Annotated in this window: 24 protein-coding genes, 1 tRNA gene and 1 pseudogene; 9 read left to right on the plus strand and 17 right to left on the minus strand. The window is 66.3% G+C overall.

Annotated elements, in window-relative coordinates:
- The 3 genes and pseudogenes from A5788_RS17560 to A5788_RS17570 form a co-directional block, all read right to left on the minus strand.
- Positions 1-502, minus strand: a pseudogene (locus A5788_RS17560) (hypothetical protein); the annotation flags it as partial.
- A gap of 131 nt (positions 503-633) precedes the next feature.
- Positions 634-2,220 carry a carboxylesterase/lipase family protein gene (locus tag A5788_RS17565; RefSeq protein ID WP_231894122.1) on the minus strand — a complete coding sequence of 529 codons (1,587 nt, stop codon included), beginning with the start codon at positions 2,218-2,220 and terminating at the stop codon, positions 634-636.
- 138 nt (positions 2,221-2,358) lie between these two features.
- Positions 2,359-2,433, minus strand: a tRNA-Thr gene (locus A5788_RS17570).
- 4 nt (positions 2,434-2,437) lie between these two features.
- On the opposite strand from A5788_RS17570, the gene A5788_RS17575 reads away from it, so the two are divergent.
- The 4 genes from A5788_RS17575 to otsB all read left to right on the plus strand — a co-directional run bounded on the left by A5788_RS17575 (position 2,438) and on the right by otsB (position 6,566).
- The gene (locus A5788_RS17575; protein WP_064868929.1) at positions 2,438-3,877 is read left to right on the plus strand and encodes a threonine/serine ThrE exporter family protein; all 1,440 of its coding nucleotides are present in this window, start codon (positions 2,438-2,440) and stop codon (positions 3,875-3,877) included.
- A 104-nt stretch (positions 3,878-3,981) separates the two neighbouring features.
- Positions 3,982-4,143, plus strand: coding sequence for a hypothetical protein (locus A5788_RS24100; RefSeq protein ID WP_005172211.1), 162 nt, complete (start codon positions 3,982-3,984; stop codon positions 4,141-4,143).
- A gap of 123 nt (positions 4,144-4,266) precedes the next feature.
- A complete protein-coding gene (locus A5788_RS17580) occupies positions 4,267-5,790 on the plus strand; it encodes an alpha,alpha-trehalose-phosphate synthase (UDP-forming) (protein WP_049698023.1) in 1,524 nt (507 codons plus the stop codon).
- A complete protein-coding gene (gene otsB / locus A5788_RS17585) occupies positions 5,787-6,566 on the plus strand; it encodes a trehalose-phosphatase (RefSeq protein ID WP_064868931.1) in 780 nt (259 codons plus the stop codon). Before A5788_RS17580 ends, otsB begins: the two co-directional genes overlap by 4 nt.
- 7 nt (positions 6,567-6,573) lie before the next feature.
- Here the strand turns inward: otsB and A5788_RS17590 are convergent, their stop codons facing one another.
- From A5788_RS17590 to A5788_RS17600, 3 genes are all read right to left on the minus strand, one after another.
- Positions 6,574-7,686, minus strand: coding sequence for a zinc-binding metallopeptidase family protein (locus A5788_RS17590; protein ID WP_049697655.1), 1,113 nt, complete (start codon positions 7,684-7,686; stop codon positions 6,574-6,576).
- A 4-nt stretch (positions 7,687-7,690) separates the two neighbouring features.
- Positions 7,691-8,515, minus strand: coding sequence for a transglutaminase-like domain-containing protein (locus A5788_RS17595; RefSeq protein ID WP_197494476.1), 825 nt, complete (start codon positions 8,513-8,515; stop codon positions 7,691-7,693).
- Between the two features lie 107 nt (positions 8,516-8,622).
- Positions 8,623-9,741, minus strand: coding sequence for an ROK family transcriptional regulator (locus A5788_RS17600; protein ID WP_049697654.1), 1,119 nt, complete (start codon positions 9,739-9,741; stop codon positions 8,623-8,625).
- Between the two features lie 90 nt (positions 9,742-9,831).
- Between A5788_RS17600 and A5788_RS17605 the strand changes: the two genes are divergently transcribed.
- Entirely contained in the window at positions 9,832-10,632 is an 801-nt protein-coding gene (locus tag A5788_RS17605) for an SDR family NAD(P)-dependent oxidoreductase (protein ID WP_231894123.1), read from the plus strand.
- A gap of 21 nt (positions 10,633-10,653) precedes the next feature.
- On the opposite strand, the gene A5788_RS17610 is transcribed toward A5788_RS17605, so the two are convergent.
- Entirely contained in the window at positions 10,654-11,898 is a 1,245-nt protein-coding gene (locus tag A5788_RS17610) for a L,D-transpeptidase (RefSeq protein WP_156525553.1), read from the minus strand.
- A gap of 78 nt (positions 11,899-11,976) precedes the next feature.
- The gene (locus A5788_RS17615) at positions 11,977-12,582 is read right to left on the minus strand and encodes a helix-turn-helix domain-containing protein (RefSeq protein WP_064868934.1); all 606 of its coding nucleotides are present in this window, start codon (positions 12,580-12,582) and stop codon (positions 11,977-11,979) included.
- A gap of 48 nt (positions 12,583-12,630) precedes the next feature.
- On the opposite strand from A5788_RS17615, the gene A5788_RS17620 reads away from it, so the two are divergent.
- The gene (locus A5788_RS17620; protein ID WP_231894124.1) at positions 12,631-13,482 is read left to right on the plus strand and encodes a class I SAM-dependent methyltransferase; all 852 of its coding nucleotides are present in this window, start codon (positions 12,631-12,633) and stop codon (positions 13,480-13,482) included.
- A 16-nt stretch (positions 13,483-13,498) separates the two neighbouring features.
- Positions 13,499-14,476 (plus strand): NAD(P)/FAD-dependent oxidoreductase, encoded by a 978-nt coding sequence (locus A5788_RS17625; RefSeq protein WP_064868941.1) that lies wholly within the window; start codon positions 13,499-13,501, stop codon positions 14,474-14,476.
- Between the two features lie 157 nt (positions 14,477-14,633).
- Here A5788_RS17625 and deoC read toward each other — a convergent pair whose 3' ends face one another.
- Entirely contained in the window at positions 14,634-15,311 is a 678-nt protein-coding gene (deoC, locus tag A5788_RS17630) for a deoxyribose-phosphate aldolase (RefSeq protein ID WP_064868945.1), read from the minus strand.
- Between the two features lie 27 nt (positions 15,312-15,338).
- Between deoC and purU the strand changes: the two genes are divergently transcribed.
- Positions 15,339-16,232 (plus strand): formyltetrahydrofolate deformylase, encoded by an 894-nt coding sequence (gene purU, locus A5788_RS17635; protein ID WP_064869143.1) that lies wholly within the window; start codon positions 15,339-15,341, stop codon positions 16,230-16,232.
- A 61-nt stretch (positions 16,233-16,293) separates the two neighbouring features.
- Here the strand turns inward: purU and A5788_RS17640 are convergent, their stop codons facing one another.
- From A5788_RS17640 to A5788_RS17665, 6 genes are all read right to left on the minus strand, one after another.
- On the minus strand, positions 16,294-17,097 hold the full coding sequence (locus A5788_RS17640) for a hypothetical protein (protein ID WP_064868948.1): 804 nt from the start codon (positions 17,095-17,097) through the stop codon (positions 16,294-16,296).
- 150 nt (positions 17,098-17,247) lie between these two features.
- Positions 17,248-18,423: an LmeA family phospholipid-binding protein gene (locus A5788_RS17645; RefSeq protein ID WP_064868951.1), complete on the minus strand. Its 1,176-nt coding sequence runs from the start codon at positions 18,421-18,423 to the stop codon at positions 17,248-17,250.
- A gap of 76 nt (positions 18,424-18,499) precedes the next feature.
- Positions 18,500-19,294, minus strand: coding sequence for a carbon-nitrogen hydrolase family protein (locus tag A5788_RS17650; RefSeq protein WP_064869147.1), 795 nt, complete (start codon positions 19,292-19,294; stop codon positions 18,500-18,502).
- Positions 19,295-19,338: 44 nt separating this feature from the next.
- Positions 19,339-20,040 (minus strand): class I SAM-dependent methyltransferase, encoded by a 702-nt coding sequence (locus tag A5788_RS17655; protein WP_231894134.1) that lies wholly within the window; start codon positions 20,038-20,040, stop codon positions 19,339-19,341.
- 91 nt (positions 20,041-20,131) lie between these two features.
- Positions 20,132-20,641, minus strand: coding sequence for a DUF2505 domain-containing protein (locus A5788_RS17660; RefSeq protein WP_005209386.1), 510 nt, complete (start codon positions 20,639-20,641; stop codon positions 20,132-20,134).
- An 87-nt stretch (positions 20,642-20,728) separates the two neighbouring features.
- Positions 20,729-21,223 (minus strand): DUF2505 domain-containing protein, encoded by a 495-nt coding sequence (locus tag A5788_RS17665; protein ID WP_049697646.1) that lies wholly within the window; start codon positions 21,221-21,223, stop codon positions 20,729-20,731.
- A gap of 70 nt (positions 21,224-21,293) precedes the next feature.
- Here A5788_RS17665 and A5788_RS17670 point away from each other — a divergent pair, with 70 nt between their 5' ends.
- The gene (locus A5788_RS17670) at positions 21,294-22,376 is read left to right on the plus strand and encodes a UDP-N-acetylmuramate dehydrogenase (RefSeq protein ID WP_197494482.1); all 1,083 of its coding nucleotides are present in this window, start codon (positions 21,294-21,296) and stop codon (positions 22,374-22,376) included.
- A gap of 24 nt (positions 22,377-22,400) precedes the next feature.
- On the opposite strand, the gene A5788_RS17675 is transcribed toward A5788_RS17670, so the two are convergent.
- Both A5788_RS17675 and A5788_RS17680 read right to left on the minus strand, forming a co-directional pair.
- Positions 22,401-23,480, minus strand: coding sequence for an alpha/beta fold hydrolase (locus A5788_RS17675; RefSeq protein WP_064868955.1), 1,080 nt, complete (start codon positions 23,478-23,480; stop codon positions 22,401-22,403).
- A gap of 30 nt (positions 23,481-23,510) precedes the next feature.
- Entirely contained in the window at positions 23,511-24,344 is an 834-nt protein-coding gene (locus tag A5788_RS17680; protein WP_064868958.1) for a MerR family transcriptional regulator, read from the minus strand.
- Between the last annotated feature and the right edge of the window lie 23 nt (positions 24,345-24,367).

A 24,367-nucleotide genomic window follows, 5' to 3' on the forward strand; every position in this document is an offset into this window, starting at 1 on the left:
TTTTTTTTTTCAAGAACAACCCGCCATACCCGATACTGATCGGTCTCGTGGGCTCGGAGATGTGTATAAGAGACCGACCCATGCCCGCCCACTGCAGTTCGCGATGCGACAGTTGCAGGTTCTCGTAGAACCGGTACGAGCGAACCAGATTCTGCCGATTGGCGCTCACACCTGCCCGCGGGTTCCACGACGCGAGATCGATCCCCGCGGCCTTCGTGGTGTCGGCGAGCCAGTACTGGAAGAGCAGCGCGCGATACGACGACGGCGCGATCGAGCGACTGCGCGCCTCGTCGAGCAGCGAGCGGAGCACAGTCGGATCGGTGGGCAACGCGGGGTTCACACCACCGGGCCCGTTCGACGCGTCCCGGTTGACGAGCGGCAGGTTCAGAACTCTGTCGAGTCGATCACTCGCCGACGCCTGCGGCGTCGCCGCGACCACTCCGACGAATCCGAGCGTGACAACCACTGCTGCGAGCAGAGATGTCCCCAAGAATCTGCGCATTGTTCCCCTCCACGTCATCCCCTACTTACTTGCAAGTAAGAAGAGTCTGAGACGCGAGGTTAATGCCGTCTCATTCGAGAACGCAAATCTGCTGCGCTCAGGTTGATCTTTCGCCTGCGGGACACGGTTGCTCAGCGAAACCCGAGAACCTCGTCGCCCCATGCTTCACGCAGCGGTCCGTCGAGATCGTCGACGACGCTGTCGTGAGCGTCGATGACCAGCGTCGCGCGACGGTCGGTGGCGAACGTCGGCCACGAGGGCGCTGCCGAGTCGAGACGGGAGTTCGGGTCGCCGTCGCGGATGAACGAACCCCACCGAGCCTGCATGTCCGCGGCGATCCGCTCACCGATCCGTCTGCCGCCGAGCCAGAACTGGAAGCCGGCCTTGCCGCTCGGAAAGTAGCCGAACAGATACGGCACCTCGGTGGCGTGCGACGCACGAATCCCGATGGCCCGCAACAGCCTTGTCGACCAGTCGAACCGATAGAGATGCACCGGAGCGACTCCCGCGTGCCCCTCCGCGGCCCACACCGTCGGCATCCGGAACGCCATGTCGCGCGCGACGTCGAGGCCCATGGACTTCGCCTTCGTGCCCGGATAGGCTGCCGCGACGCGCTCGGCCGTGGGGATCGAGACCTCCGGATACTCCGACGCGATCGCGGTGAACATCTGCACGATCGCGGGCTCACTGATGGGCAGCAATGGCGATTTCATGAACTTGAAGAGCGCGGCCTCGTCGCGATTGGTGCCGATGAGAAGTGGAATCGGCAGCGACTCGCCTTCTCGGTAGACGTCGATCGGATGTCGCGGCACCAGATCGCCGTCGACCACCGGCGAGAAGGGGATGGTGCCCGGATGTGCGGCAGGCACCCCGGTGAATGCCTTCATCGTGGCGGCGACCAACTTGTCGGTGTCCAACTCAGCAAAGCTCTCGATGTCGCCGCACGTTCCTCCGACGGCGGCGGTCAACCGCTCGACGACGAACCGTGCGCGTGCGCGGTCATACACCGACGTCACCGGCGAGCTCTGCGCGACGGCGCGGTGAAAGAGTCCCCGAGCGAGCGGCATCGTCAGCAGCGTCGTCACCATTCCGCCGCCCGCGGACTCGCCCGCGACCGTGACATTGTCCGGATCGCCGCCGAACGCGTCGATGGTGTCGGCCACCCAGCGCAGCGCGGTGAGGACATCGCTGAGGCCCGCGTTGGATTCGTATCGTCCACCGGCGGAGGCAGTGGGATCGGCAGCACCAGCCGTACCGGGTTCCGGAGCGCCGAGATCGGCAAAGCCGAGAGCACCGAGACGGTAGTTCAGCGTCACCACCACGATGTTCTGCGTCGACGCGAGATTCGCGCCGTCGTAGATGGGCTGTGTGCCCGCGCCGAAAACGTATGCGCCACCGTGAATCCACACCATGACCGGCAGTCGACGACCATCGCCTGCCGCTCCCTGCGGCGCCCAGACATTGAGGAACAGGCAGTCCTCGCTCTTGACCGCGTCGGGTGACAAGGGGACGCCCGGGTTCACTTGCTGGGGCGCCACAGACCCGAATGTCGTCGCGTCGACGGTTCCCGACGTCGGCTCGAGCGGTCGCGCGCGGCGCCACCGTAGATCGCCCGTCGGCGGTGTTGCGTATCGGATGCCACGCCAGACATCGACGTTGCCGGTCGTCTGACCCCGGTAGACCGTCTGGCCGGCCACTGCGTCGGCTGCACTGTTCACGCCGCAATGATAGGGAGCCATTGGCGGTTCGGCCTGCTGGTTTGTGCCAAAGGATCATCCGACCCCACACTTACGCGGGACATCGGATACGGGGCCCGGTGTGGGGAATCAGGCGTCGCGAGACACAACCGGGACGGGTGGAGCCCCCTGTCGGGATTGAACCGACGACCGCTCGCTTACAAGGCGAGTGCTCTACCACTGAGCTAAGGAGGCATGCGTGCGTGAGTATATCGGGCGCGCTGTCCGCCGCCTCACCGGGACGAGGCAGGCGACGATCGACACGATCGAACCGGGCAGCATCATGGTGGCACCGCGCCGCCCGATCGACCGGTTCGACGTCGGCGCGATCACCGAGGTGCTCGACCTCGCGACCAAGATCGGTGCCGTGCTCCTCGACTCGGGAACCGGCGCGATAGACACCTCTTCGCAGATCCGGTTCGTCGCGAGCATCTACGGCGTCGAGGATGTCGACGTCGACGTCACGTACAACACGATCGTCGTCGTCGCCCGACGTGGTGCGACCCTTCCCCCGATCACAACGATGCAGACGGTGCACTACCGCTCGCTCGACTTCACGCGTCTCGCAGCCGTCGACCGGCTGGTCCGTCGCATTCGCGACTCGGCGATCACACCGTCGACGGCACACCGGATCGTCGACCAGATCATCGCGGCCAAACACCCCTACCCGTACTGGGTCTCGACCTTCGCGTGGGGCCTCATGGCGTCGGGCATCTCGGTGCTCCTCGGCGGTGACGTGGTCGTGGCGGTCCTCGCTTGGCTCACCACCGTCGTCACGGTCACGTTCAACCGCCGACTCAACAGGATCGGCACACCGATCTTCTTCCAGCAGGTCGCAGGCGGTTTCATCGCCGTCGTACCCGCCGCGCTCGTGTACGAACTCGGCGAGAAGACCGGGTGGCAAAGCCTGTCGATCACCCCGTCACAGGTCATCGCCGCGGGGATCGTCGTGCTGCTGAGTGGACTCTCGCTGGTCGGCTCGGTGCAGGACGCCATCACCGGCGCGCCGATCACCGGCGTCGCGCGCTTCTTCGAACTGCTGCTCATGACCGGCGGCATCATCGCGGGAGTCGGTATCGGATTGCGCCTGATGAGTTCGGTCGGCATCTACCTGCCGACGATCACGTCGTCGACAGAGTTCGCACCTGTCGACGTCCCCATCCGCGTCGTGTCAGGCGCAATCGCGGCCTTCGCGTTCGCGCTCGCCAGTTATGCGGAGCGTCGTGCGCTGCCCATCGCGTTCCTGGGCGGTCTCATCGGCGCAGGCGTCGCGGCAGCGGCGTCGTTCCTACCGGTCGGCGACGTCATCGCCGCGGGACTCGCCGCCACCTGCGTCGGCCTCGTCGGCGGTCTGCTGGCCCGCCGCGCGCTGGTTCCGCCGCTGGTCGTCGCGATCGCGGGCATCACTCCCCTGCTTCCCGGTCTCGCCGTCTACCGCGCGCTCTACGGCGTGCTCAACGACCAGACGCTCACCGGACTCACCTGGATGGCCGCGGCGCTCGGCGTCGGCTGCGCACTGGCCGCGGGCGTCACGCTCGGCGAGTTCGTCGCACGCACGCTGCGACGCCCCCGCCTGCCCGTCGCACCCGACTGGGCGCGCCGCCGTCGCGAAGCACGCGCCGCACGACGACGCTGGTGAGGTGTCGGGCCCGACGAGGTCTTGAAGTACAGCCCATCGCCAGCGGGTAAGATCGGGTGTTGCGCACAGCACAACCTCGCGCAACAGCAAGCCGAGAGGACGAGATGCCCCCCAAGACCACTGACATCGCCGACGAAGAGCTGGAGCCGGTGGCCGACGAGACCGCCAACTCCGCACGCCGCGTTGTCGCCGCCTACGCCACCGACGCCGACGAGTGCCGGATGCTGCTGTCCATGTTGGGGATCGCTCCGGGCGAGAACGCCTGAGTCGTGAACCCGGGATCCGAAGAGGTATCCGAGCGTTCCGACACCGACGCACCCGCAACGTCGGGCGTGCACAACACGGAGGCCACCTTCGGCGCACGCCTCCCCGAACCCGGCGATTCCCGCTTGGGTCCGGCCGGTTCATCCGACGACCCGGGTTCTGAGTTCGTCGTCGTCGCCAATCGACTGCCCGTAGACAAGGTGGTCGACGCCGACGGCAACGTCACCTGGAAGCGCAGTCCCGGCGGCCTGGTCACGGCGCTCGAGCCGATCCTGCGCAAGCACAAGGGCGCATGGGTCGGATGGTCGGGAGCTGCCGAATCCGACACCGAGGAAGCCGAGGTCGACGGCATCAGCATCCGCTCGGTCCCGCTCTCGGCCGAGGAGATCGCCGAATACTACGAGGGCTTCTCCAACGCCACACTCTGGCCGCTCTACCACGACGTGATCGTCAAGCCCGAGTACCACCGCGAGTGGTGGAACGCCTACGTCGAGATCAATCGCCGATTCGCGGAGGCGACGTCGAAGGCTGCGGCGCACGGGGCAATCGTGTGGGTGCAGGACTATCAGCTTCAGCTCGTCCCGAAGATGCTGCGCATGCTGCGCCCCGATCTGCGCATCGGCTTCTTCCTCCACATCCCGTTCCCGCCGGTGGAACTGTTCATGCAGTTGCCGTGGCGCACCGAGATCATCGAAGGCCTCCTCGGGGCCGACCTCATCGGGTTCCATCTGCCGGGCGGCGCACAGAACTTCCTCTACCTGGCCCGACGCCTCGCCGGCCAGGCCACGAGCAAGGGCACTGTCGGCGTCCGGTCGCGCTTCGGCGTGGTGCAGGTCGGTTTCCGGACCGTTCGCGTCGGCGCTTTCCCGATCTCGATCGACTCCGGAGAACTCGACACCCAGTCGAAGTCCAAGGACATCCGATCTCGCGCCCGCGACATCCGCAAGGAACTCGGCAATCCCAAGACCATCCTGCTCGGCGTCGACCGACTCGACTACACCAAGGGCATCGATGTCCGGCTGCGCGCGCTGTCGGAACTGCTCGACGAGGGTCGTATCGATCCACACGACACCGTCATGATTCAGCTCGCGACCCCGAGCCGCGAACGCGTCGAGAGCTACGTCCGCATGCGGGCAGGAATCGAGCAGCTCGTCGGAAACATCAACGGACAGTACGGCGAAGTGGGCCATCCGGTGGTGGAGTACCTCAATCGGTCGGTGCCCCGCAACGACCTACTCGCCTACTACGTGGTGGCAGACGTCATGCTCGTCACGCCGTTGCGCGACGGGATGAACCTCGTCGCCAAGGAGTACGTCGCATGCCGCAGCGACCTGGGTGGTGCGCTGGTACTGAGTGAATTCACCGGTGCCGCAGCGGAATTGCGCACCGCATATCAGGCGAACCCGTACGACCTCGACGGGGTGAAGGACGCGATCGTCGCAGCCGTCGAGCAGACACAGGCCGAAGGCAAGCGTCGCATGCGGGCACTACGCAGGCAAGTACTCACCCACGACGTCGAGAAATGGGCGAAGAGCTTCCTCGACACCCTCACGTCGACAACGGAGACCACGTCGTCGGCCAATCGCGGAGTCCAGCTCGTCTCCAGCGGCAGCACAGACGACACCGACCGCGGGGACGAGAATTCGTGAGCGACACGGGAATTCCCGACGACCTGCGTGACGCCGTCGCACACACGGTCACCGTGTCTCGACTCTTGGTGTCGAGCGACTACGACGGCTGCATCGCGCCCATCGTGTCGCGTCCGCAAGACGCCAAGCCCAACACCGCGTCGATCTCGGCGATCCGCGCCGCGGGTGCGCTACGCGACACCGAGGCCGCGGTCATCTCTGGCCGATCGCTTCACGACCTACGCGCACTGTCGGGTCTCGACGACGACTCGGTCACCCTGGTCGGCAGCCACGGCACCGAGTTCACCACCGGGTTCGGCGAGCAGGTCACCGACGACGAGCGAGCCCTCCTCGATCGAATCGTCAAGGCGTTCAATGAAATCGCCGACACCCATCCGGGCACGACGGTCGAGGTGAAGCCGATCAGCGCCGCGCTGCATGTGCGCAACGCGGAACCCGACGTCGCCGACGACGCCCTCGCGAAGGCGCGGTCCGGGCCCGCGTCGTGGCCGGGGGTTCAGGTCACCGAGGGCAAGATGGTCATCGAGCTCGCGGTCATCGAGACCAGCAAGGGTCACGCGCTCGACATATTGGAGACCCAGTTCGGTTCGGACGCAACGGTCTACATCGGCGACGACGTGACAGACGAGAAGGCGTTCGCGCACCTCACCGGCGAGCACGACATCAGCGTCAAGGTGGGCGACGGCGATACCGGCGCCCGCTACCGGATCGCCGACACCGACGACGTCGCAACACTTCTCGCGCTCGTCGTCGAGTTACGTAAGCAAGCCCTCTAGGCTCGACTTACGCCGGTGCGGCGACCGGGTCGATCAGCGGGTCGTCGTGCGCGGAGCGCTTGTCTGTTTCGCGGATCACCTTGTGGACAAAGCCTAGCTTGCTGACAACCGGTTGCGGGATGACGAACGGGTACAGCGGCCGCGCACCCATCGCCTGATTGACACGGTTGAACATGGTGCCCAACCACTTCCAGTCGTACAGCAGACGTTCGATGGGTTGGTCGGCGTAGGACTCCAGCGGGATGATGTCGCGGTCCATCGCGAAACGCACCTGGTCGTTGTCGAGCCGAACGCCCGATTCCCGTGCGGTGTCGATGGTTCCGGTGATGTGCAGATAGTGGGCGAAGCATTCCGCGAAGTCTTCCCACGGGTGCATCGTCGCGTACTCGGAGATGTAGGACTCGGCCCAGTCGGCAGGCGCGCCGAACTTGTAGTGACGGTCGATGGCGTCGCTGTAGCTCGCACGTTCGTCGCCGAAGAGTTCACGGCACTTCTCGAGGTATAGGTCGGCGCCCTCGCCGTTCTCGACGAGAATGCTCTCGTAGTAGTGGCCCACCTCGTGCCGGAAGTGTCCGAGCATCGTCCGGTACGCCTCGCCCAGATCCACGCGCAGCCGCTCGCGATACGCGTCAAGGGTCTCGGAGAGGTCGATGGTGACGACGCCGTTGGCGTGCCCGATCGTCACCGGCCTGCCGAGCGTCTGGCTCGACAGCAGATCGAAGGCCAGCCCGCCGTCGGTTCGCCAGAAGGGTTCGACCGGCAGCCCGAGATCGACGAGCTGATAGACCAGCATGCGCAGATCCGACAGCGCAGATGGCAGCTTCTCGCGACCGATCGGGTCGTCGGCGTCAGGAATCTTGCGCAGCAACGAATCCGGGAAGCACCGGCCGCGCATCCCCGCGTCCTCCTCGGAGAACTCGGCAGGGGTCATCCAGTTGCAGCCGCTGTCCCAATTGATGCAGCGCACCCAGCGTGCGCCGTCGATGTCGACGCCGTCGTCAGAGGCGACGACCAGTGATCGACTCGGCAGGTGGATGCCGACCGTCGTGCCGCAGTTGGGGCATTGCTGTCCGAGAAAGCCCGACAGCGCATTACAGATGGGACATGTCAGTGCATGCATGGGTTCATCGTATGCTGATGCGCTCTTTTCCACTGTCAATGGGCAGCTCGCCACGGACTGTCGCCATGACCTGGTAGTTGTCCAGCGAGATCGAGCCGTTGTGGTTGTCGAGGAAAGCGGTGTCGGCGGCGTCGCGGCCGGTGGCGATGCGCACGAGGCTCTGTCGCGGCGACAGCTTTGTCGCATCGACCACGACCCACTGCCCCTCGATCAGCGCCTCGGCGACAGCGTGGAAGTCCATCGGGTCGCACCCGGGCGCGTACACGGCGACCAACCGGGCGGGAATGTTCAACGCGCGCAACAGCGCGACGACGAGGTGCGCGTAGTCGCGGCACACACCCGCACCCGCGAGCAGCGTGTCGACGGCGCCGTCGATCGGGTCGCTGGCACCCGGAATGTAGTCGAGGCGGTCTTCGACGAATGCGGTCACCTGATCGAGGAGTTCACCGGCGGGGAGCGAGGCGTCGAACTGTCCGGCGGCAAAACCGAAGAACTTGTCGCACTCGGCATATCGGCTGGGGCGCAGGTACATCGAGCGGTCCGTCGGTGCGACCGCCACCGGATCGGCCGGTGCGGTCACGGACGCGGTGTAGTTGACGGCGACGACACCCGACTCCACGTTCAGCCGATGGATTCGACCGCCGTGCGGATCGATGATCTCCTCCGGGGTGATCTCGTCGCCGTTGACGGCTACGACGAGCTTTTCGTCGAGCTCGATGCCGGGCATTTTCGCCACGGCAATCTGCATCTCGAGTTCGGTCGGTGCGGTCACAGAAATCGACATGGTTGCGGAGACGTCACGCGGCAGCGTCAGGGGGGAGCTCGACATATCGCTCACTGTAAGGGCGAATTGCCCATCACGCGTAATCGAGCGTCACATCTGCGCTCTGGCCCTGCGCACCGCACGCCGTTTGGGCGTCGGGTCGGGATGAACCGCTACGAGAGCGAGGCCACCGGATCTGCGTAGATCACGCTGAGCGCCACCACAATTGCCGCGCCCTCGGGCACCGTGACCCCGAACAGGGACGGCGTGAGTTCCATCGGCCAGTCCGTCTTCGACGCGGCGTCGAACGCCGCCTGCACCGGCGCGAGGCCGTGGGGATGCGCGGCGAAGGCGTCGCCCGCGACGACGACCGAATCCGGATTGAGCGCATCACGGAACGTCGCGACAACCTCGCCGAGAATGCGTGCGCGTTCGTCGACGATCGGTGATGCGTCCGGCGAGATCCCCAATCGCCGCGCCGCCCGCAACGTCGGCTCGCTGCCGATGACGTCGGATAGCGTCGCGGCTCGCCCAGGACACAGCACCGGGGCGTCGACCCTCACATGCGCGATGCTGCCCGCACCCCGTGCGGGGATGTGGACGCGCCCGTTGAGCGTCATGGCCATGCCGGTGGTCTCGCGCGCATAGAAGAACAGGCCGGACGCGGCGTCGACGATCGTCTGCCCGAGCAGCAGTTCGGCGGCCGCCATGGCCTCGACATGTTCGCAGACCGACACCGGCACACCCAGTGCGTCTGCCAGCGCCGGTCCGAGACGTGCGCGGTGCCACCCGAGTATCGGATGATCGACCGTGCCCGACGCCGCGTCGACCGAACCGCCGACGGCCGCCCCACCCCAGAGCAGGCGTCGACCCGAGAAGCGGTCGGCGAGTTCGCGAAGTTGTCCGCAGAGTTCGGCGAGGGCGGTGTCGGCGTCGCCGTGCGGGGTGAGGACCGCATGGCTGTAGAGGGGTCGCCCGCCCAGATCCACGATGGTTAAAAGGGTGCGCCGCGCTCCGATGTGCATGCCGGCAGCGCACAGCGTGTCGCGGTCGAGGGTGAGTGGATTCTTGGGGCGCCCGATGCTGCCGGGGCTGACGAGGTCTGGCCGCTCGGTGACCAAACCCTGACCCGCCAGGGCTGTGACCTGGCGGTTGATGGTTGCCGGGGACAACCCTGTGATGTCGGCCAGTCGGTCACGGGTGATCGGCGCACTGACCCGGATTGCGTGCAGCACGGCTGCAGCAGGCGTCGAGCCTATCTGCAATGTCGCCGGGACGACTCCACGCAACATGCGCTGAATGTAGCAGCGCACCGACGACTGACAGCAGCACCCCGCGCAGCGACGTCGGTCGGACGACTCGGACTCGATAAAGTGAAGCCCATGACCACACCTTCCGACGACCCGACCACGACCTCGCCCGACGTCGAGCCCCTCGCAGCGCACATCGACGGCGCGAAGGTCGCCGTGGTGACCGGAGCCAGCTCAGGTATCGGCGAGGCCATCGCGCGCACGCTCGCAGCGCAGGGCTACCACGTGGTCGTCGGTGCGCGTCGCGTCGACCGCATCACCGAGCTCGCGGCCGAAATCGGCGGCACCGGAAGGCAACTCGACATCACAGACGACGAGTCGGTCGCCCGATTCGTCGACGGTCTCGACCGCGTCGACCTGCTCGTCAACAACGCGGGAGGCGCGAAAGGACTCGACCCGGTCGCGACAGCAGACCTCGACGACTGGCGCTGGATGTGGGAGACCAACGTCCTCGGGACGCTGCGCGTCACCAAAGCCCTGCTGCCCGCGCTGGAGGCGTCGGGCGACGGACTGATCGTCACGATCACCTCAACCGCAGCGCTCGAGGTCTACGACAACGGCGCCGGCTACACCTCGGCGAAGCACGCAGAGGGCGTGCTTCACCGCACGCTGCGTTTCGAGTTGTTGGGCAAGCCGATTCGGCTCACCGAGATCTGCCCGGGGATGGTCGAGACCGACTTCTCGCTGGTACGTTTCGGCGGCGACAAAGACCGCGCCGACGCCGTCTACTCGGGAGTGACCCCGCTGACCGCGGGCGACATCGCCGAGGTCGTCGGATTCGTCGCCTCCCGGCCCGCGCACGTCGACCTCGACCAGATCGTCATCCGGCCACGCGATCAGGCGTCGTCGCGCCGCAACGTGCGTACCGGGTAGGACCGATCAGTCCGTCTCGGCTCAGTTGGGGGCGCCCACGGACGTCGGGGCGCCCTTGGGTGTGGCGGGGGCCGACGCCGTGCGCGGCTCACCCTTGATGGCCGACATCGACTTCCAGGTCGGCCAGTCGAAGATCCAGTCGAAGATGTCGCCGTCGGCCTCCGACAGGTCGATCCGCGTGCCGGTCACCTCGACGGGGTCGCCGTAGATCGCGGTGTTGAAGTACTGCTGCGCATTCTCGAGCGACAGGTTGATACACCCGTTGGTGACATTCGACGCGCCTTGCACGCCAACGGTTTGCGGGTTGGCATGGATGAACTCGCCGTTGTTGGAGATACGTACGGCCCATCGCTCGCGGATGTTGAAGTACCCGGCGGCCGGGTTGCTCATGTAGAAATCTTCGTGCTTCTCGCTGACCACATGGATGCCCGAGCGCGTGACGTTGCGGTCGACGTCGCCCTGACCGTAGCTACACGGCAGCGTCATCAGCGTCGCGCCATCGCGCACGACGACGATCTGGTGACTCGACGCCTCGGCCTTGACGATCTGCGAACGCCCGACCACGTAGTCGCTGGTGACGTCGGCCGCGCCGTAAGCGCCGTCGCCGTGGTCGAGCCCGTAGAGCTTGGCCGACATGTGGATCTTGGTGCCGGGAGCCATGTACTCCTTGGACCGCCAATGCACGCGCGAACCGTTGTCCTCGCCGAGCCATGCCCAGCTTCCCTCTGTGGGCGGCTCGGTGGTGAGCGTGAGCGCCTTCTCGACAGCCTCTTTGTTGTCGACCGTGCCGTCGAACTTCAGGATGAGCGGCGCCGCAATGCCGACTTCCTGACCGTCTGCGATGTTGACGACGACGTTGAGCTGCGTCTTCGGGTCCAGAGTGGTGAATTTGCCTTCTACCGGGCCGCTCATCCGGTCGAATCCGGTCGCACTGCCCTGCCACGTGTAGGTGGTGCCGTAACCGAGCGGCTCTGTGACCATGAATGTCGTGCGGTCGTCGGACATGGTGCCCGCGATGGCCTTGCCCGAGGGGTTGAGGAGCTTCACGTCGGGGTTGAGCACCCCGTCAACGGCCTTGACCTCGACCTTTGCGGTCGGATTCGGCGCAGCCTCATCGGTCAGCGACGGCGTGAACTCGACGCGGACCGTCGGCTTCTTGGGACCGCTCGCCGCCTGGGTGTCGTTCGACTTACCGCACGCCGCGAGCACAACTGCCGCAAGCGTCGCCAAACCGCCGGTGGCGAGCACCGTGCGGCGACTGGGCATTACATTCTCGGACATCGAATACACAATAGCGATCGCATATGTGTTAGTGCCGTCGAAGACCTGTGAGGAACCTTCGACTCACTTCGCTGCTTGGCCCCTTTTCGTCGACCACGCCTGACGCACAGGACCGAGGTGGGCGCGCTCGCCGTCATGGTCGAAGATCGACAAGATCTCGACCGCACCGTCGCGGGCCCGGATCGCATGCGGGATCATGGTTGCGAATTCGGCCGCCTGACCTGCAGGAACCAATATCACGCGGTCGCCGAGCCAGAGCTCGACGGTCCCCGAGAGCACCGTGAACCATTCGCGCCCGGGATGCACCCCGAGGTTCTTGGGGTCGACGGGCGCCCCCGGGACGATCCTCATCTTGGCGACCGACACCCCGCCCGGCGTGTCCGACCCGGAGAGCGGCCACACTGTCACGCCTTCGCTGTCGTGCGGCTGCGGCCGGATCACCACGTCCTCGTCGGACGCCGGCTCGACGAGTTGGTCGACGGACGTGCCGAGTGCGCGCGCGATGGCCACGATCTGGTCGAGGGCGACGCGTCGACCACCGGTCTCGATCCTGCTCAACGTGGACGGACTCATCTCGCAACGCGAGGCAAGCGAGTCGAGCGTCCAGCCCTTCGCGAGTCGGAGGCCGCGGATGCGCTGCCGGACGACGTCGTCGAGTTCTTGCTCCATACGCAAAATTGTATGCCTCAAGCGCACGAGCTGGCTAACCTCGGAGCCATGGGACACGATTCACACCCGCACGGGCACGGCCATGGACACCAGCACCAGCACGAGCACCAGGGCGAGGACATGGTCGAGATGCTCGAACTCGACGCCGCCGTCATGGGCGCATACCTCGACACAGCAACCGGCCACATCCGCGCGACGCTAGGGCGTGAGCCGTCGGTGATCGTCGACGTAGGCGCAGGCACGGGCGTCGGGGCTCGCGCCCTCGTACGCGCATTTCCGACCGCGGAGATCATCGGCGTCGACGCTTCTCCCGAGATGACCGCCCACATCGACGCGGCGGGCCACCCGAGCGTGCGTACCGCGATCGCCGACCTCGACGACGGCTGGCCGGCAGCGCTCCCCGACGCCGACGTCATCTGGGCGTCGTCGTCTCTGCATCACATCGCCGACCCCGACTCCTTCTTACGCACGGCGGCAGCACATCTGAAGCCGGGTGGGGTTCTCGCCATCATCGAGATGACTTCTCCCCCAATGTTTTTGCCGAGCGGCAACCCGCTCGAAGAGCGCATCGCCGCGGCGATGAGTGCACAGGAGATGGACCCGTTCGCGGACTGGACGCAGGCGTTTTCACAGGCGGATCTCGACGTCGTCGAGGGCCTCGACCTGTCTGTGGAGATCTCCGAGATCACGCCGACGGTGCTCCGGTACGGCACGTCGTGGCTGTCGCGGATACGAGCAGGCCTGGCCGACGACCTGACCGCCGACGACCTCGCCGCCATCGATGCACTCGTGGACGACGAGTCGCCGTCGTCACTCGCTCGGCGCACCGACCTGAACGTCCGCAGCGGCCGCAGGATGTGGATCACCAAGCCGCACAGCACAACTGACACAACTCTCTGAGAACGGAGGCACTGTCATGCCACAGACATCGGCTGTCACGTATGACGCGCTCGTGATCGGCGGTGGCGCAGCAGGTTTGGCTGCCGCCGTCGCGCTGGCCCGGTCCTTACGCTCGGTCGCGGTCATCGACGCGGGCAAGCCCCGCAACGCGCCCGCCGAGGGAGCACACAACCTCCTCGGCCGCGAGGGAATCTCGCCGTTGCAGCTCGTCGCCATCGGTCGCGAAGAAGCGCAATCCTATGGCGCACAGATCATCTCGGGAGAGGTACAGTCGGTCACGCGCACAGAATTCGACCGCGCAGAGCCCTACAGAGACACCACCTTCGACGCAACTCTGACCGATGGAACGACGCTGTGCGCCCGCCGATTGCTGCTGGCATCCGGACTGGTAGACGAACTACCCGACATCGCGGGCATCGAATCACTATGGGGCACAGACGTGTTGCACTGCCCCTTCTGCCACGGGTACGAGGTTCGTGGAAGGCGTATCGGAATCCTCGGTACGGGACCGGCCACGCTGCATCAGACACTGTTGTTCAGGCAGCTGAGTCCGCACATCACGGTGATCGATCACGGCATGCCGCAGCTGTCCGACGACGACCGCGCGATGTTCGACGCACTCGGCGTCGAGCACGCCGCAGGGCCGGTGGCCCGGCTGGACACGGATACATCGGGACGTCTTCGCGCCGCGGTCTTTGCCGACGGCAGCGAAGTGGAACTCGACGCGCTGGTCGTCGCACCGCGTTTCGTCGCGAGAACCGCACTGTACGAGTCGTTGGGCGGCGAACCGACCGCGACGCCGACGGGTGTGTTCATTCCGACGGAGATGGGCGGTCGGACCCCACTCGCGGGCGTGTGGGCCGCGGGGAACTGCGCAGATCCGATGGCCATGGTCGGCGCAGCGGCCGCAGCGGGCACGCAGGCCGGCGCGATGATCAACGCCGACCTCGCCATGACCGATGCACGTAGGACAGTCGGCAGCGCAGCCGCGTAGTCGTCGATCGTGTGGGAGTCGTTCGCCGATTCAGCGCAGCACGCGCTCGGCTGACCGGAGGATGTGTGTCGTATTGAAGGATGTGTGTGCTGCAGCACCCAATTCCTTCGATACGGCACACATTTACTCACGCAGGCCGGCCGCAGGCTCCAGAACGCTACTCGGGGAAGCCGTCGAGCACCGCGCGGCTGCCGGACAGTCCGAGCCTGCTGGCCCCGGCCTCGATGAGTTCTGCCGCGAAGTCGGCGGTGCGGATGCCCCCGCTGGCCTTGACGCCGACCGTCGGGCCGACGGTGTCACGCATGATGCGCACCGCTTCGATCGACGCGCCGCCCGCCGGATGGAAACCCGTCGACGTCTTGACGAATCCTGCGCCTGCCGCCACTGCGCGACGGCACACCTCGGCGAGGGTCTCGGGGCCCGCCACGTCGAGGAGTACGGCCGACTCGACGATCACCTTGAGCACCGCCGCCTCACCGATCGCTTCGTGCACGGTCAGCACGTCGACGAATACCTCTTCGAAGCTGCCCGCGAGCGCTGCCCCGACGTCGATGACCATGTCGACCTCGTCGGCGCCGGAGTCGACGGCCAGCCGCGCCTCCGCAGCCTTGACCAGCGAGTGGTGCTTACCCGACGGAAAGCCCGCAACGACGCAGGACTTCTGAGCTCCCGTCGCGATCGGCAGCATCGACGGTGAGAGGCAGACGGCGTAGACGCCGAGGTCGGCAGCTTCGGCGACCGTCGCTTCGGCATCGGCGCGGGTGGCTTCTGGTTTGAGGAGTGTGTGGTCGACGATCGCGGCGACGTCGGCGCGCCTCAGGTCGGTGTTGGTCACATAGGCGAGCTTGGCACACTGAGTGGCGTGACCCTCGCAGACACCTCCAACCCAGACTCCTCCAGCCGAAGGTATGTGCTGACCCTCGGATGTCCGGACCGGACCGGTATCGTCGCGCGGATCTCGACGTTCCTCGCCGACGTCGGCGGCTGGATCACCGAGGCCGCATACCACTCCGACCCCGACACCGGCTGGTTCTTCACCCGCCAAGCCGTCCGCGCCGACTCCGTCTCGACCGGCGTCGACGAATTGCGCGAGCGCTTTGCCGAAGCCATCGCCGACTTCGGGCCGGACACCGTGTGGCGACTCACCGACAGCGGAGTGCAGAAGTCGGTGGTGCTGCTCGTCAGCAAGGAGGGGCACTGCCTCACCGATCTGCTCGGCCGCGCCGATCGGGGCGAACTACCCGCACGCGTCGAGGCCGTCGTCGGCAACCATCGTGACCTCGAGGGCCTCACGACGCGGTTCGGCGTGCCGTTCCATTACGTGCCGTTCCCCGCGGGCGACAAGCAGGGAGCGTTCGCGAAGGTGGCGTCGATCGTCGACGACCTCGACCCCGATGCCGTCGTCCTGGCGCGTTTCATGCAGATCGTGCCGCCGCAGCTGTGCGATCGGTGGGCAGGCAAGGCCATCAACATCCACCACAGCTTCCTGCCGAGCTTCGTCGGAGCGCGCCCCTACCATCAGGCGTTCGCGCGCGGTGTGAAACTCATCGGCGCGACGTGCCACTACGTCACCGCCGACCTCGACGCCGGGCCGATCATCGAGCAGGACGTCAGCCGCATCGACCACAACGACTCCGTGAACGACATGGTGCGTCAGGGCCGAGACATCGAAACGCTCGTTCTGTCACGCGGACTGCGCTGGCACCTCGAGGATCGCGTCCTCGTTCACGGGCGAAAGACCGTGGTGTTCAACTAGATTCGCGCACAGTCGGCTAAATAGTGCGCACAGTCGGCGGGATAGAGCGCACAGTCGACGGTCAGAAGTCGAACCCGCCGAAGTCGCCGCCACCGAAATCTCCGCCGCCGAAGTCGCCACCGGAATCGCCGCTGCCCCAGTCGCCGCCACCGTCGCCCGAGTCGCCGCCCCAATCGCCGGAGTCGCCGCCACCGTCGATGCCTGCCATGTCGGAGCCGTCGCCCGCACCGTTCTCGAATGCGGTGGCGTCGTAGGGCACTCCGTGCATACCCGAGAACAGCGTCGAGAAGAGCAGCATGGAGCCGACGCCCCAGGCACCTGCCACCAGAGCAGGCTTCCACCATGGTTCGGAGTACCACCCGGCAGGCACGGGTCGTCCGGCGACGCGGCCGCCCGGGTAGTAGTTCGGGGTCCGCGACGACGGGGCGGGTGAGGCCTCGACCTGGCGTCCGTCGAACTCGACGGTGCGGTCTTCGGTCACCGCGCCCGCGCTGCGCTGGCCGTCGAGCTCAGGAATCGCCGGACCGGGGTCCATGTTCATCGCGGTGCGCGCGGCGCGGATGTAGTAGAGCCCCTCGATCGCGGTCTGCTTCGCGAGGCGGGCCTGCGCGGGTGAGTTGGCCTGATCGATCTGCGAGCCTGCCGCCGTGTAGCGCTCCCCGGCATCGGCGAGCGCCTGCTTCGACGCAGGTGAGTCGCCGACCAGCATGTACACCTGGCCGCCGAGACGTTCGATGACCTGTCGGGCATCGGCCTTGGCGTCGTCGAGGCTGCGGGCTTTGCTCGCGCCAGAACGCTGCTGCGACACCACCACCACCCCAACAACGAGGACGACGACAATGATGATCAAGAGCAGCGCGGTCATGTTCTCCTCCAACACGGGGGCGAGTGGACATCGTGGCAGAAAATCGGACATCCCCCTTCGAGGGTACCGATGCCGCGCGAGTCCGGCCTGCGACAACGTCGTCGACTGGCCCGGTTGGCCAGGGATTGGTCCCGGATCGGTCGCGGAAGATCACATGACGTTGCAGCCGCCCGAGTTCTCGTTGCCGCCCGTGGCGGAACTGGTCAGCGTGAGGTTGTCGCCGTCGACAGCGAAGTCGACGCCGTCGTTGGTCACCTTGAGGTTCTTGACGTTCACCTGATCGAAGAACGGGCCGAACATCGACTTGGACACACCGTCGACGATCTGCTGGGCGTAGTCGGAGGGGATGCCGAAGACGAAGGCGTTGGCCTTGACGACCTCGAACTTGATGTGACCGTTCTCTGTCGTGGGTTTGATCGTCGCGCTCACCGGGATCGGGATGAATCCCAGGTTGAACGACGTACTGACGTCGACGGTGCCGTCTGCCTCGTTGCCGGTGATCGACTCGATGTTCGCGCCCGAGACGATCCCACCGGCACCACTCTGATCGGTTCCGGTGCCGTTCGTGCCGGTGCCGCCTGTGCCCGTGCCCGTGCCGTTCCCGCCGGTCTCCTGCTTACCGAGTTCGACGACCCGAGAGAACGGGACGTATCCGTTGCCGTCGAGCGAGCCGACGGTGGTCTTGTCGCCATCGGCGTCGATCCGGTCCGCGCGGATGTGCAACCTGGTCGCGCCCGAGTCGTTCGCGGTGTCGACCTGCACCCAGGGGATCTCACTTCCCGTGGCCTGCAGCAGCATCGGCTTCTTGCTGAGCGAGACGCTCGTCGGCACCCCGGTGAGGCTGCTGAACTGCTGTTCGAGACAGTCGGTCACCCGCTTACGCAGGATCAGCTCCGACGCCACCGCGCCGATCACGAGCACCAGGACGAGCGCAGCCGCAGTGATGCCGATGATCTTGGCGGTGCGACGCCGACGCACAGGTGACGTAAGGACCGGCTCGCCTGCGGGGTCGGCCGGATCGATGACAGTCGTCGCCGTCCCCTGCTCGAATGACCGGGTACCACCGTCGGTCGCCGAGTACGCCCGCGGTCCGGGCTCGGTCGGTGCCGCGGCGAACTGCTCGGTCGGGGCGTGATAGGCGGGAGCGTGATCGGTTGGCGCGTCATCAGATGACGCGTGATGAGCTGACGGTTGATCAGTTGATGAGGCCCCACCGGTCGTCGACGACGAAGTCGAGTCGGCCACCGGCGCCCATTCGCTGTCGGGGGTTGCCGATGGGTCGGCGTCGCCTGGCCGCGCCTGGGGTTCCTTCTCGTTGTCGGTCATGGTCAGAGCACCTCCGGTCCGTGGTCGTCGATCTGTGGCGCGCAAGCTCGGTGGTGATGGCTTGGGCCGAGATCGGTCAGATGGATTTCCGGTTGGCGAGGACGGCGATGCGCGTCCGTGCCGTCTCCACCGCCGCTAGGTCGATGTCGTGAGCCCGGACACATTTTCCGGACCCGTACGCGGCGACCACCGTACCCAAGGGATCTGTGATTTGGCTGTGGCCTACACCGGTTGGTGTACTGCCCCGCGCAAGGTCCGGATCCTCGGGTTCTGCCTGCCCGACCGCGACCACGTAGCACGAAGAATCGAGTGCCCTCGCCGTCGCGAGCACTTCCCACTGCGCGACCTTCCCCGGCCCCGCACCCCATGACGCGGGCACCGCGATGACTTGCGCGCCGCGCTCGGCAAGGGTTGTGAACAGGTCGGGGAATCGGATGTCGTAGCAGGTGGCGACGCCGACCGCGGTGCCTGCGACGTCGACGATCACCGGTTTGTCGCCGGCGGCCACGGTCCGGGACTCGAGAAACCCGAATGCGTCGTAGAGGTGGATCTTGTCGTACGACTCCCGACGACCATCGGGATGCGCGATCAGCAGGGTGTTGAACACCCGGCCGTCGTCGGCGGGGGTGAACATGCCCGCGATGATCGCGATCTGCTGGTCGACGGCGATCTGCGAGACCCGCGAGGCCCACGGCCAGTCGAGCGGTTCGGCGATCGGGCCCAGCGGAACCCCGAACCGGCACATCGTCGCCTCCGGGAACACGACGAGGTCGGCTCCGTCGGCAGCGGCCCGCGCCGCGGCGTCGGCTACGACGACGAGATTGGCGCCCGGGTCATCGCTGGAGTTGATCTGTGCCATTGCGATGCGCATGTGGCAAGCGTAGTTGCCGGCCCCGACCGTCGAGACTGTCTCGGCTAGCTCGTCGGTGCAACGACGGACCACGGAACCGTCAGCACGTTGTCGACGCTGCGTCTACGGACCGGCTCGACCGGAACACCCGACTCGGACAAGAGCCGTAGCGTCTCGCGCCACCGCGCACGCGGCCCGAACGCGGCGTGCGGAGCGGCGATATCCCAGCACCGGTCGGCGGCGACGAGCAGATCGTGCACGGGCTCGCCGGGCACGTTGCGGTGGATGAGCGCCTTGGGTAGTCGTTCGGCGACCTCCGACGGTCGGCTCGTGTGCGCGGGAGCCCAGCTCAGGGTGAGGCTGCGGGGGCCGTCGGCGTCGAGCAAGACCCACGTGCAGCGTCGACCGAGTTCATCGCAGGTGCCCTCGACGATCACGCCGCTCGGCCCGAGCCGATTCATCAACCGACGCCATGCGGGCCACACCTCGTCTTCGTCGTACTGCCTCAGCACGTTGAACGCTCGGACGACCTGCGGTCGCAGTCCCGCGAGTTCGAAACCGCCGAGACCGAAACGCACGCCGTCACGAGGTTCGACGACGCGCTCGGGATCGATCTCGAGACCCACCATCTCCAGATCGGGCGCCACGGCTCGTAGCCGCTGCGCCATCTCGACGGTGGTGTCGGGTCGCGCTCCGTAGCCGAGGTCGACGACGAGCGGTGCGCTCACCTCGTCGAGCGCGGCGAGGACCGACGGATCGGTCGCCATCCAACGGTCGACGCGGCGCAGACGGTTGATGTTCGTCGTGCCGCGGGTGATTCGGCCGGTCGGCTTGTCGGAGCCGCGCTGGGGCAACGCGCTAGAGGTTCTTCGTGATCCAGTCTGCGGCGTACTCGGCCTCGGCGCGGAACAGGTCGACGAGGTTGACCAGCATCAGCTGCTCGAGCTTGCCGTTGACGAACGGGATGTACACCTTGACCTCGGTGGTCTTGCGGATCGTGCAGCCCGTCTCGGTGGGAAACAGTTCCTGCCAGCCGTTGAGGCTGCCGGGACCGGCGGGAATCGACGCGTTGTAGTCGCCCTTGGTGTTGTCGGGGTCGAACGGACCGAACGACTCCTCGCGGGTGATGACCATGTCCTTCATCAGCACTGTCTGCGCCAGTGCCGGGAGCTGATCACGTCCGATGGTCTGCTTGAGGACAACACTCATGCCGGTCTCGTCGGATCGGAAATCCTCGACCTCGCAGTGCGGCGAGATCATCTGGAACCCCGCCATCATGTCGTCCCAGTACTGCTTTGTGCTCTGCGCTTCGTAGAGCTTCTCCACGGGGTGCGAGTAGCGCGCTGAGTAACTAAGCCGTCGTGCCATGGGTTTCAGGCTAACCGAGCACGGTACGGCCATCAAAAACTGGGACCGGCGCCGACCTGCCCGCACCGTGCTGACTCGACGTCGAGCTCAGTGGTTGGACTGCTCCCAGGTGACGGTCTCGTCGTGCTCGGCGTCGAGCAACTTGGTCAGCTCGTCGATGACGGCCTTCTCGATCTTGCTGCCGACGAATGGGATCGAGACGGTTGCGCTGCCGCTGTACTGCATCGACGCGGGATCGCCTGTGACCGACACCGTGGCCTCGACCGTCGCGGGTGCGCCGGTGACCGACGCGGTCATGGTCCCGCTGATGGTCTCGCCGTTGCGGGTGAACACGTTGCGGCGTGGGATCTCCAGGTCGCCGGGGCGAACCTTGGTGATCATCGACGGCAGTTTGTCCTCGGGGATGCCCTGCTTCATCTCGACGGTCACGGTGTCGCCGTCGAGGGAGAACGACTCGAGCACGCCGTGACTCGAGTTGATGATCTGGAGCAGATCACGCCAGTACTGCTCGTTGGTGATGATCTCCCAGTACCGCGCGGTGGAGAACGTGTAGGTCACGGTGTGATTCAGCGTGCTCGCCATGACTGAGGAGACTACCCGAGCCGCCGTGCACCATCGGCCACGACAGCGCCCGCTCGGTTACCGTTACACCGTGATCGACAACCCCTCCGCCCTGCAGTCCGCGCCGCTCGCCGATCTGACCACGTTGCGGGTCGGCGGCCCGGCGCACGCGATCGTGCACTGCCCGGATACTCGCAGCGTCGTCGAGGAGATCACCGCGCTCGACGCCGAGTCCGAACGGGTCCTCATCATCGGCGGCGGATCGAATCTGTTGATCTCCGACGACGGATTCGAGGGCACCGCCGTCGTGATCGAGAGCGGACACGTCGATTTCGGTACCGGACGCGAATCGGGCCGCGCGCACGTGACCGCCGACGCCGGGGTGGCGTGGGACGCTCTCGTCGAAGCAACGATCGACGCGGGATTCGGTGGGCTGGAATGTCTTTCGGGAATCCCGGGCGCTGCGGGCGCCACACCGGTACAGAACGTCGGCGCGTACGGGGTCGAGGTCGCCGACATCTTGCGAAGCGTGCAGGTGCTCGACAGGCGAGCTCGAACGCTGCGCTGGGTGTCGCCTGGCGAACTCGGACTGGGCTATCGGACGAGCAACTTGAAGTACCGCGACGATTTCGTCGTCGTCGCCGTCTCGTTCTGGCTCAACGACGATCGGCTCAGCGCACCGCTGCGCTACCGCGACCTCGCCGACCGGCTCGACGTCGCGCGGGATTCACGAGTCGACGCGTCGCTTGTTCGCGACACGGTCCTCGGACTGCGCCGCAGCAAGGGCATGGTGCTCGACGCCGACGATCACGACACCTGGAGTGCCGGTTCGTTTTTCACCAACCCGATCATCGGATCCGACGACGCGCCTGCCGTCATTGCGCGCATCCGCGACCGCGTCGGCGCAGACATCTCGATGCCCTCGTTCCCCGTCACCGATGGGGTCAAACTCTCGGCGGGCTGGCTGATCGAACGCGCGGGTTACGCCAAGGGCTACCCGGGACCGGCCTCCCCCGCGCGCCTGTCGACCAAACACACACTGGCAGTGACCAATCGGGGCGGCGCGACCGCCGACGAACTCCTCGACCTCGCGCGCGACGTACGCAATGGCGTGCGCGAGGCGTTCGGCGTCACGCTGCACCCCGAGCCGGTCCTGGTGAACTGCTCACTCTGACCGGGACGGCTCGATCAACACACCTCAGAGGTGAGCGGCCTGCACCTGCGTGCGCGACACCTCGCCGACGACGTCGTCGAGCAGCTCGTTGACGCGCTGCGCCGCCTCGATCGTCGACATGTGCCCGACGCCGTCGAAGATGACCTGGTCGCGCAGAGAACCGTTGCGGCGCAAGATGTCTGCCATCTCATCGGCGTGTCGGCGAGGGGTGAGTCGGTCGTCGGTGCCCACGATCACGGTTGTCGGAACACTCAGGGCCTCGAGTCCGGCCTCGACGTCGAGGCGGCCCATCGCCGCACCCCAGCGCCCACGCGCGCGAGGCGGACACGCCATGATCATCGTGTCGACGAACTCCACATGCGATGCGCGCGCCGCCGAGCCGAGCGTCACGTACTGGGAAACGCGAGAAGTGAACTGGCCGTGCGGCAATGGCGTCGACGCACTGGTGACGAGCCGACTGACCGCGGGCACGAACGGCCTGCTGTATCGCGGCAGCCCCTCGGGGATGAGCAGATGGTTCTGCATCACGCCGCGCGCCGCCGTTGACGCGAGCACCACCGCCGACACCGTCGTCGACACCTTCTCCGGGTGCTGCTTGGCCCACGACATGATGGTCATGCCACCCATGCTGTGGCCGATGAGGATCGCCTTGCGGCCGGGCGGGACAACCGCACCGAGCACGGCGTCGAGGTCGTGACCAAGGGTGTCGACGGTTGGTCTGCGGCGTCCGAGTTCGCTGAGCCCGTGCCCGCGCTGGTCGTACGCGACGACGGTCCGCTCACCCGCGAAGTGGTTGATCTGCGGATTCCAGTAGTGGGTGTTGCAGGTCCACCCGTGTACCGCGACGATCACGTCGCCGGTGTCGGCCGCACCCGGATCGGGCCCGTACAACTCGACGTTCAGCCTGGTTCCGTCGATGCTCTCCACGCTGCGCTGCACTCGAGGTGCCGTCGGGTCGGCCAGCAGGTCGTCGGGTCCATCGTCGAGGGCCGGAGCCGACGCCATCACGCCGCGCGCGATTCCAGCGAGGTTGGTGCCTGCGCCGACGGCCACTCCGCCGAGGCCGAGCGCTGCGGCGCCGAGCGCCCAGTTCCGAGTCTTCATACGTCTCCACTCCGCCCCGTGTGGTGCTCGCTACTCGCGAATGACATCTTCCGATGTAACACTACCCGTTGTCAGATTCGACGGCGATGGCTCATAGGTCGACGCCTCGGCCGGTTCCCCGTCAGTGTCTGCCTCGGGCCCGCCTGACGCGGCGTCGAAGTAGGTCGACGCCTCGCCGATGGCCTTGGAGATCTCGTCGTCGAGGGCTTTGCGGAACGTGGTCTCGACGATGTCGTGGGCCATCGGTCGGACCGTCTGGATGAGTTCGGCCATCTTGCTGACGTTGGCCTCGCCGAGTTCTGGCAGCTTCTCGTCGAAGTACTTGTCGGTGATGATCGAGACGAAACTGCGCGCCGCGTCTTCGAGGTCGTCTTGCACACGGACGAACCGATCGAGCAGGACATCGATGTCGATGCCGCTCTTGACCAGAACTTCGGCACCCTCGAGGACCTCGGGATTCTTGATTGCGTAGTGGGCGCCGTCCTTGACCAACAGACCGAGTTTCTGGCCGAGCGCGATCGATTTGTCCGAGGCATTGAGCGTCTTGCGCAGTTCGGTGATCGTGATGGTCGCGGCGCGTTTGAAGTTTCGGAAGCGGCCGCCCTTGGGCTCGCCGCGCAGCACGTGCTCGACCTTCATCCCGTAGTGGGCGGCATGCAGGAGTTCACTGATCGTCGCGAAGGTGTAGCCACGCTCGAGCATGCGGGAGATCAGGTTGAGGCGGACCAGATGCTCTTCGGAGTACCAACCGGTGCGGCCGCGGATCGTCGGAGGCGGGAGCAGTCCGCGGTCCTGATACACGCGGATGTTGCGAACACTGACTCCCGACGCGTCCGCGAGCTCGTTGATCCGATACTCAGCCATGAATCAGAGTGTATTCGCCACCC

This window comes from Gordonia sp. 852002-50816_SCH5313054-c (assembly GCF_001665925.1).
Lineage (GTDB): Bacteria > Actinomycetota > Actinomycetes > Mycobacteriales > Mycobacteriaceae > Gordonia > Gordonia jacobaea.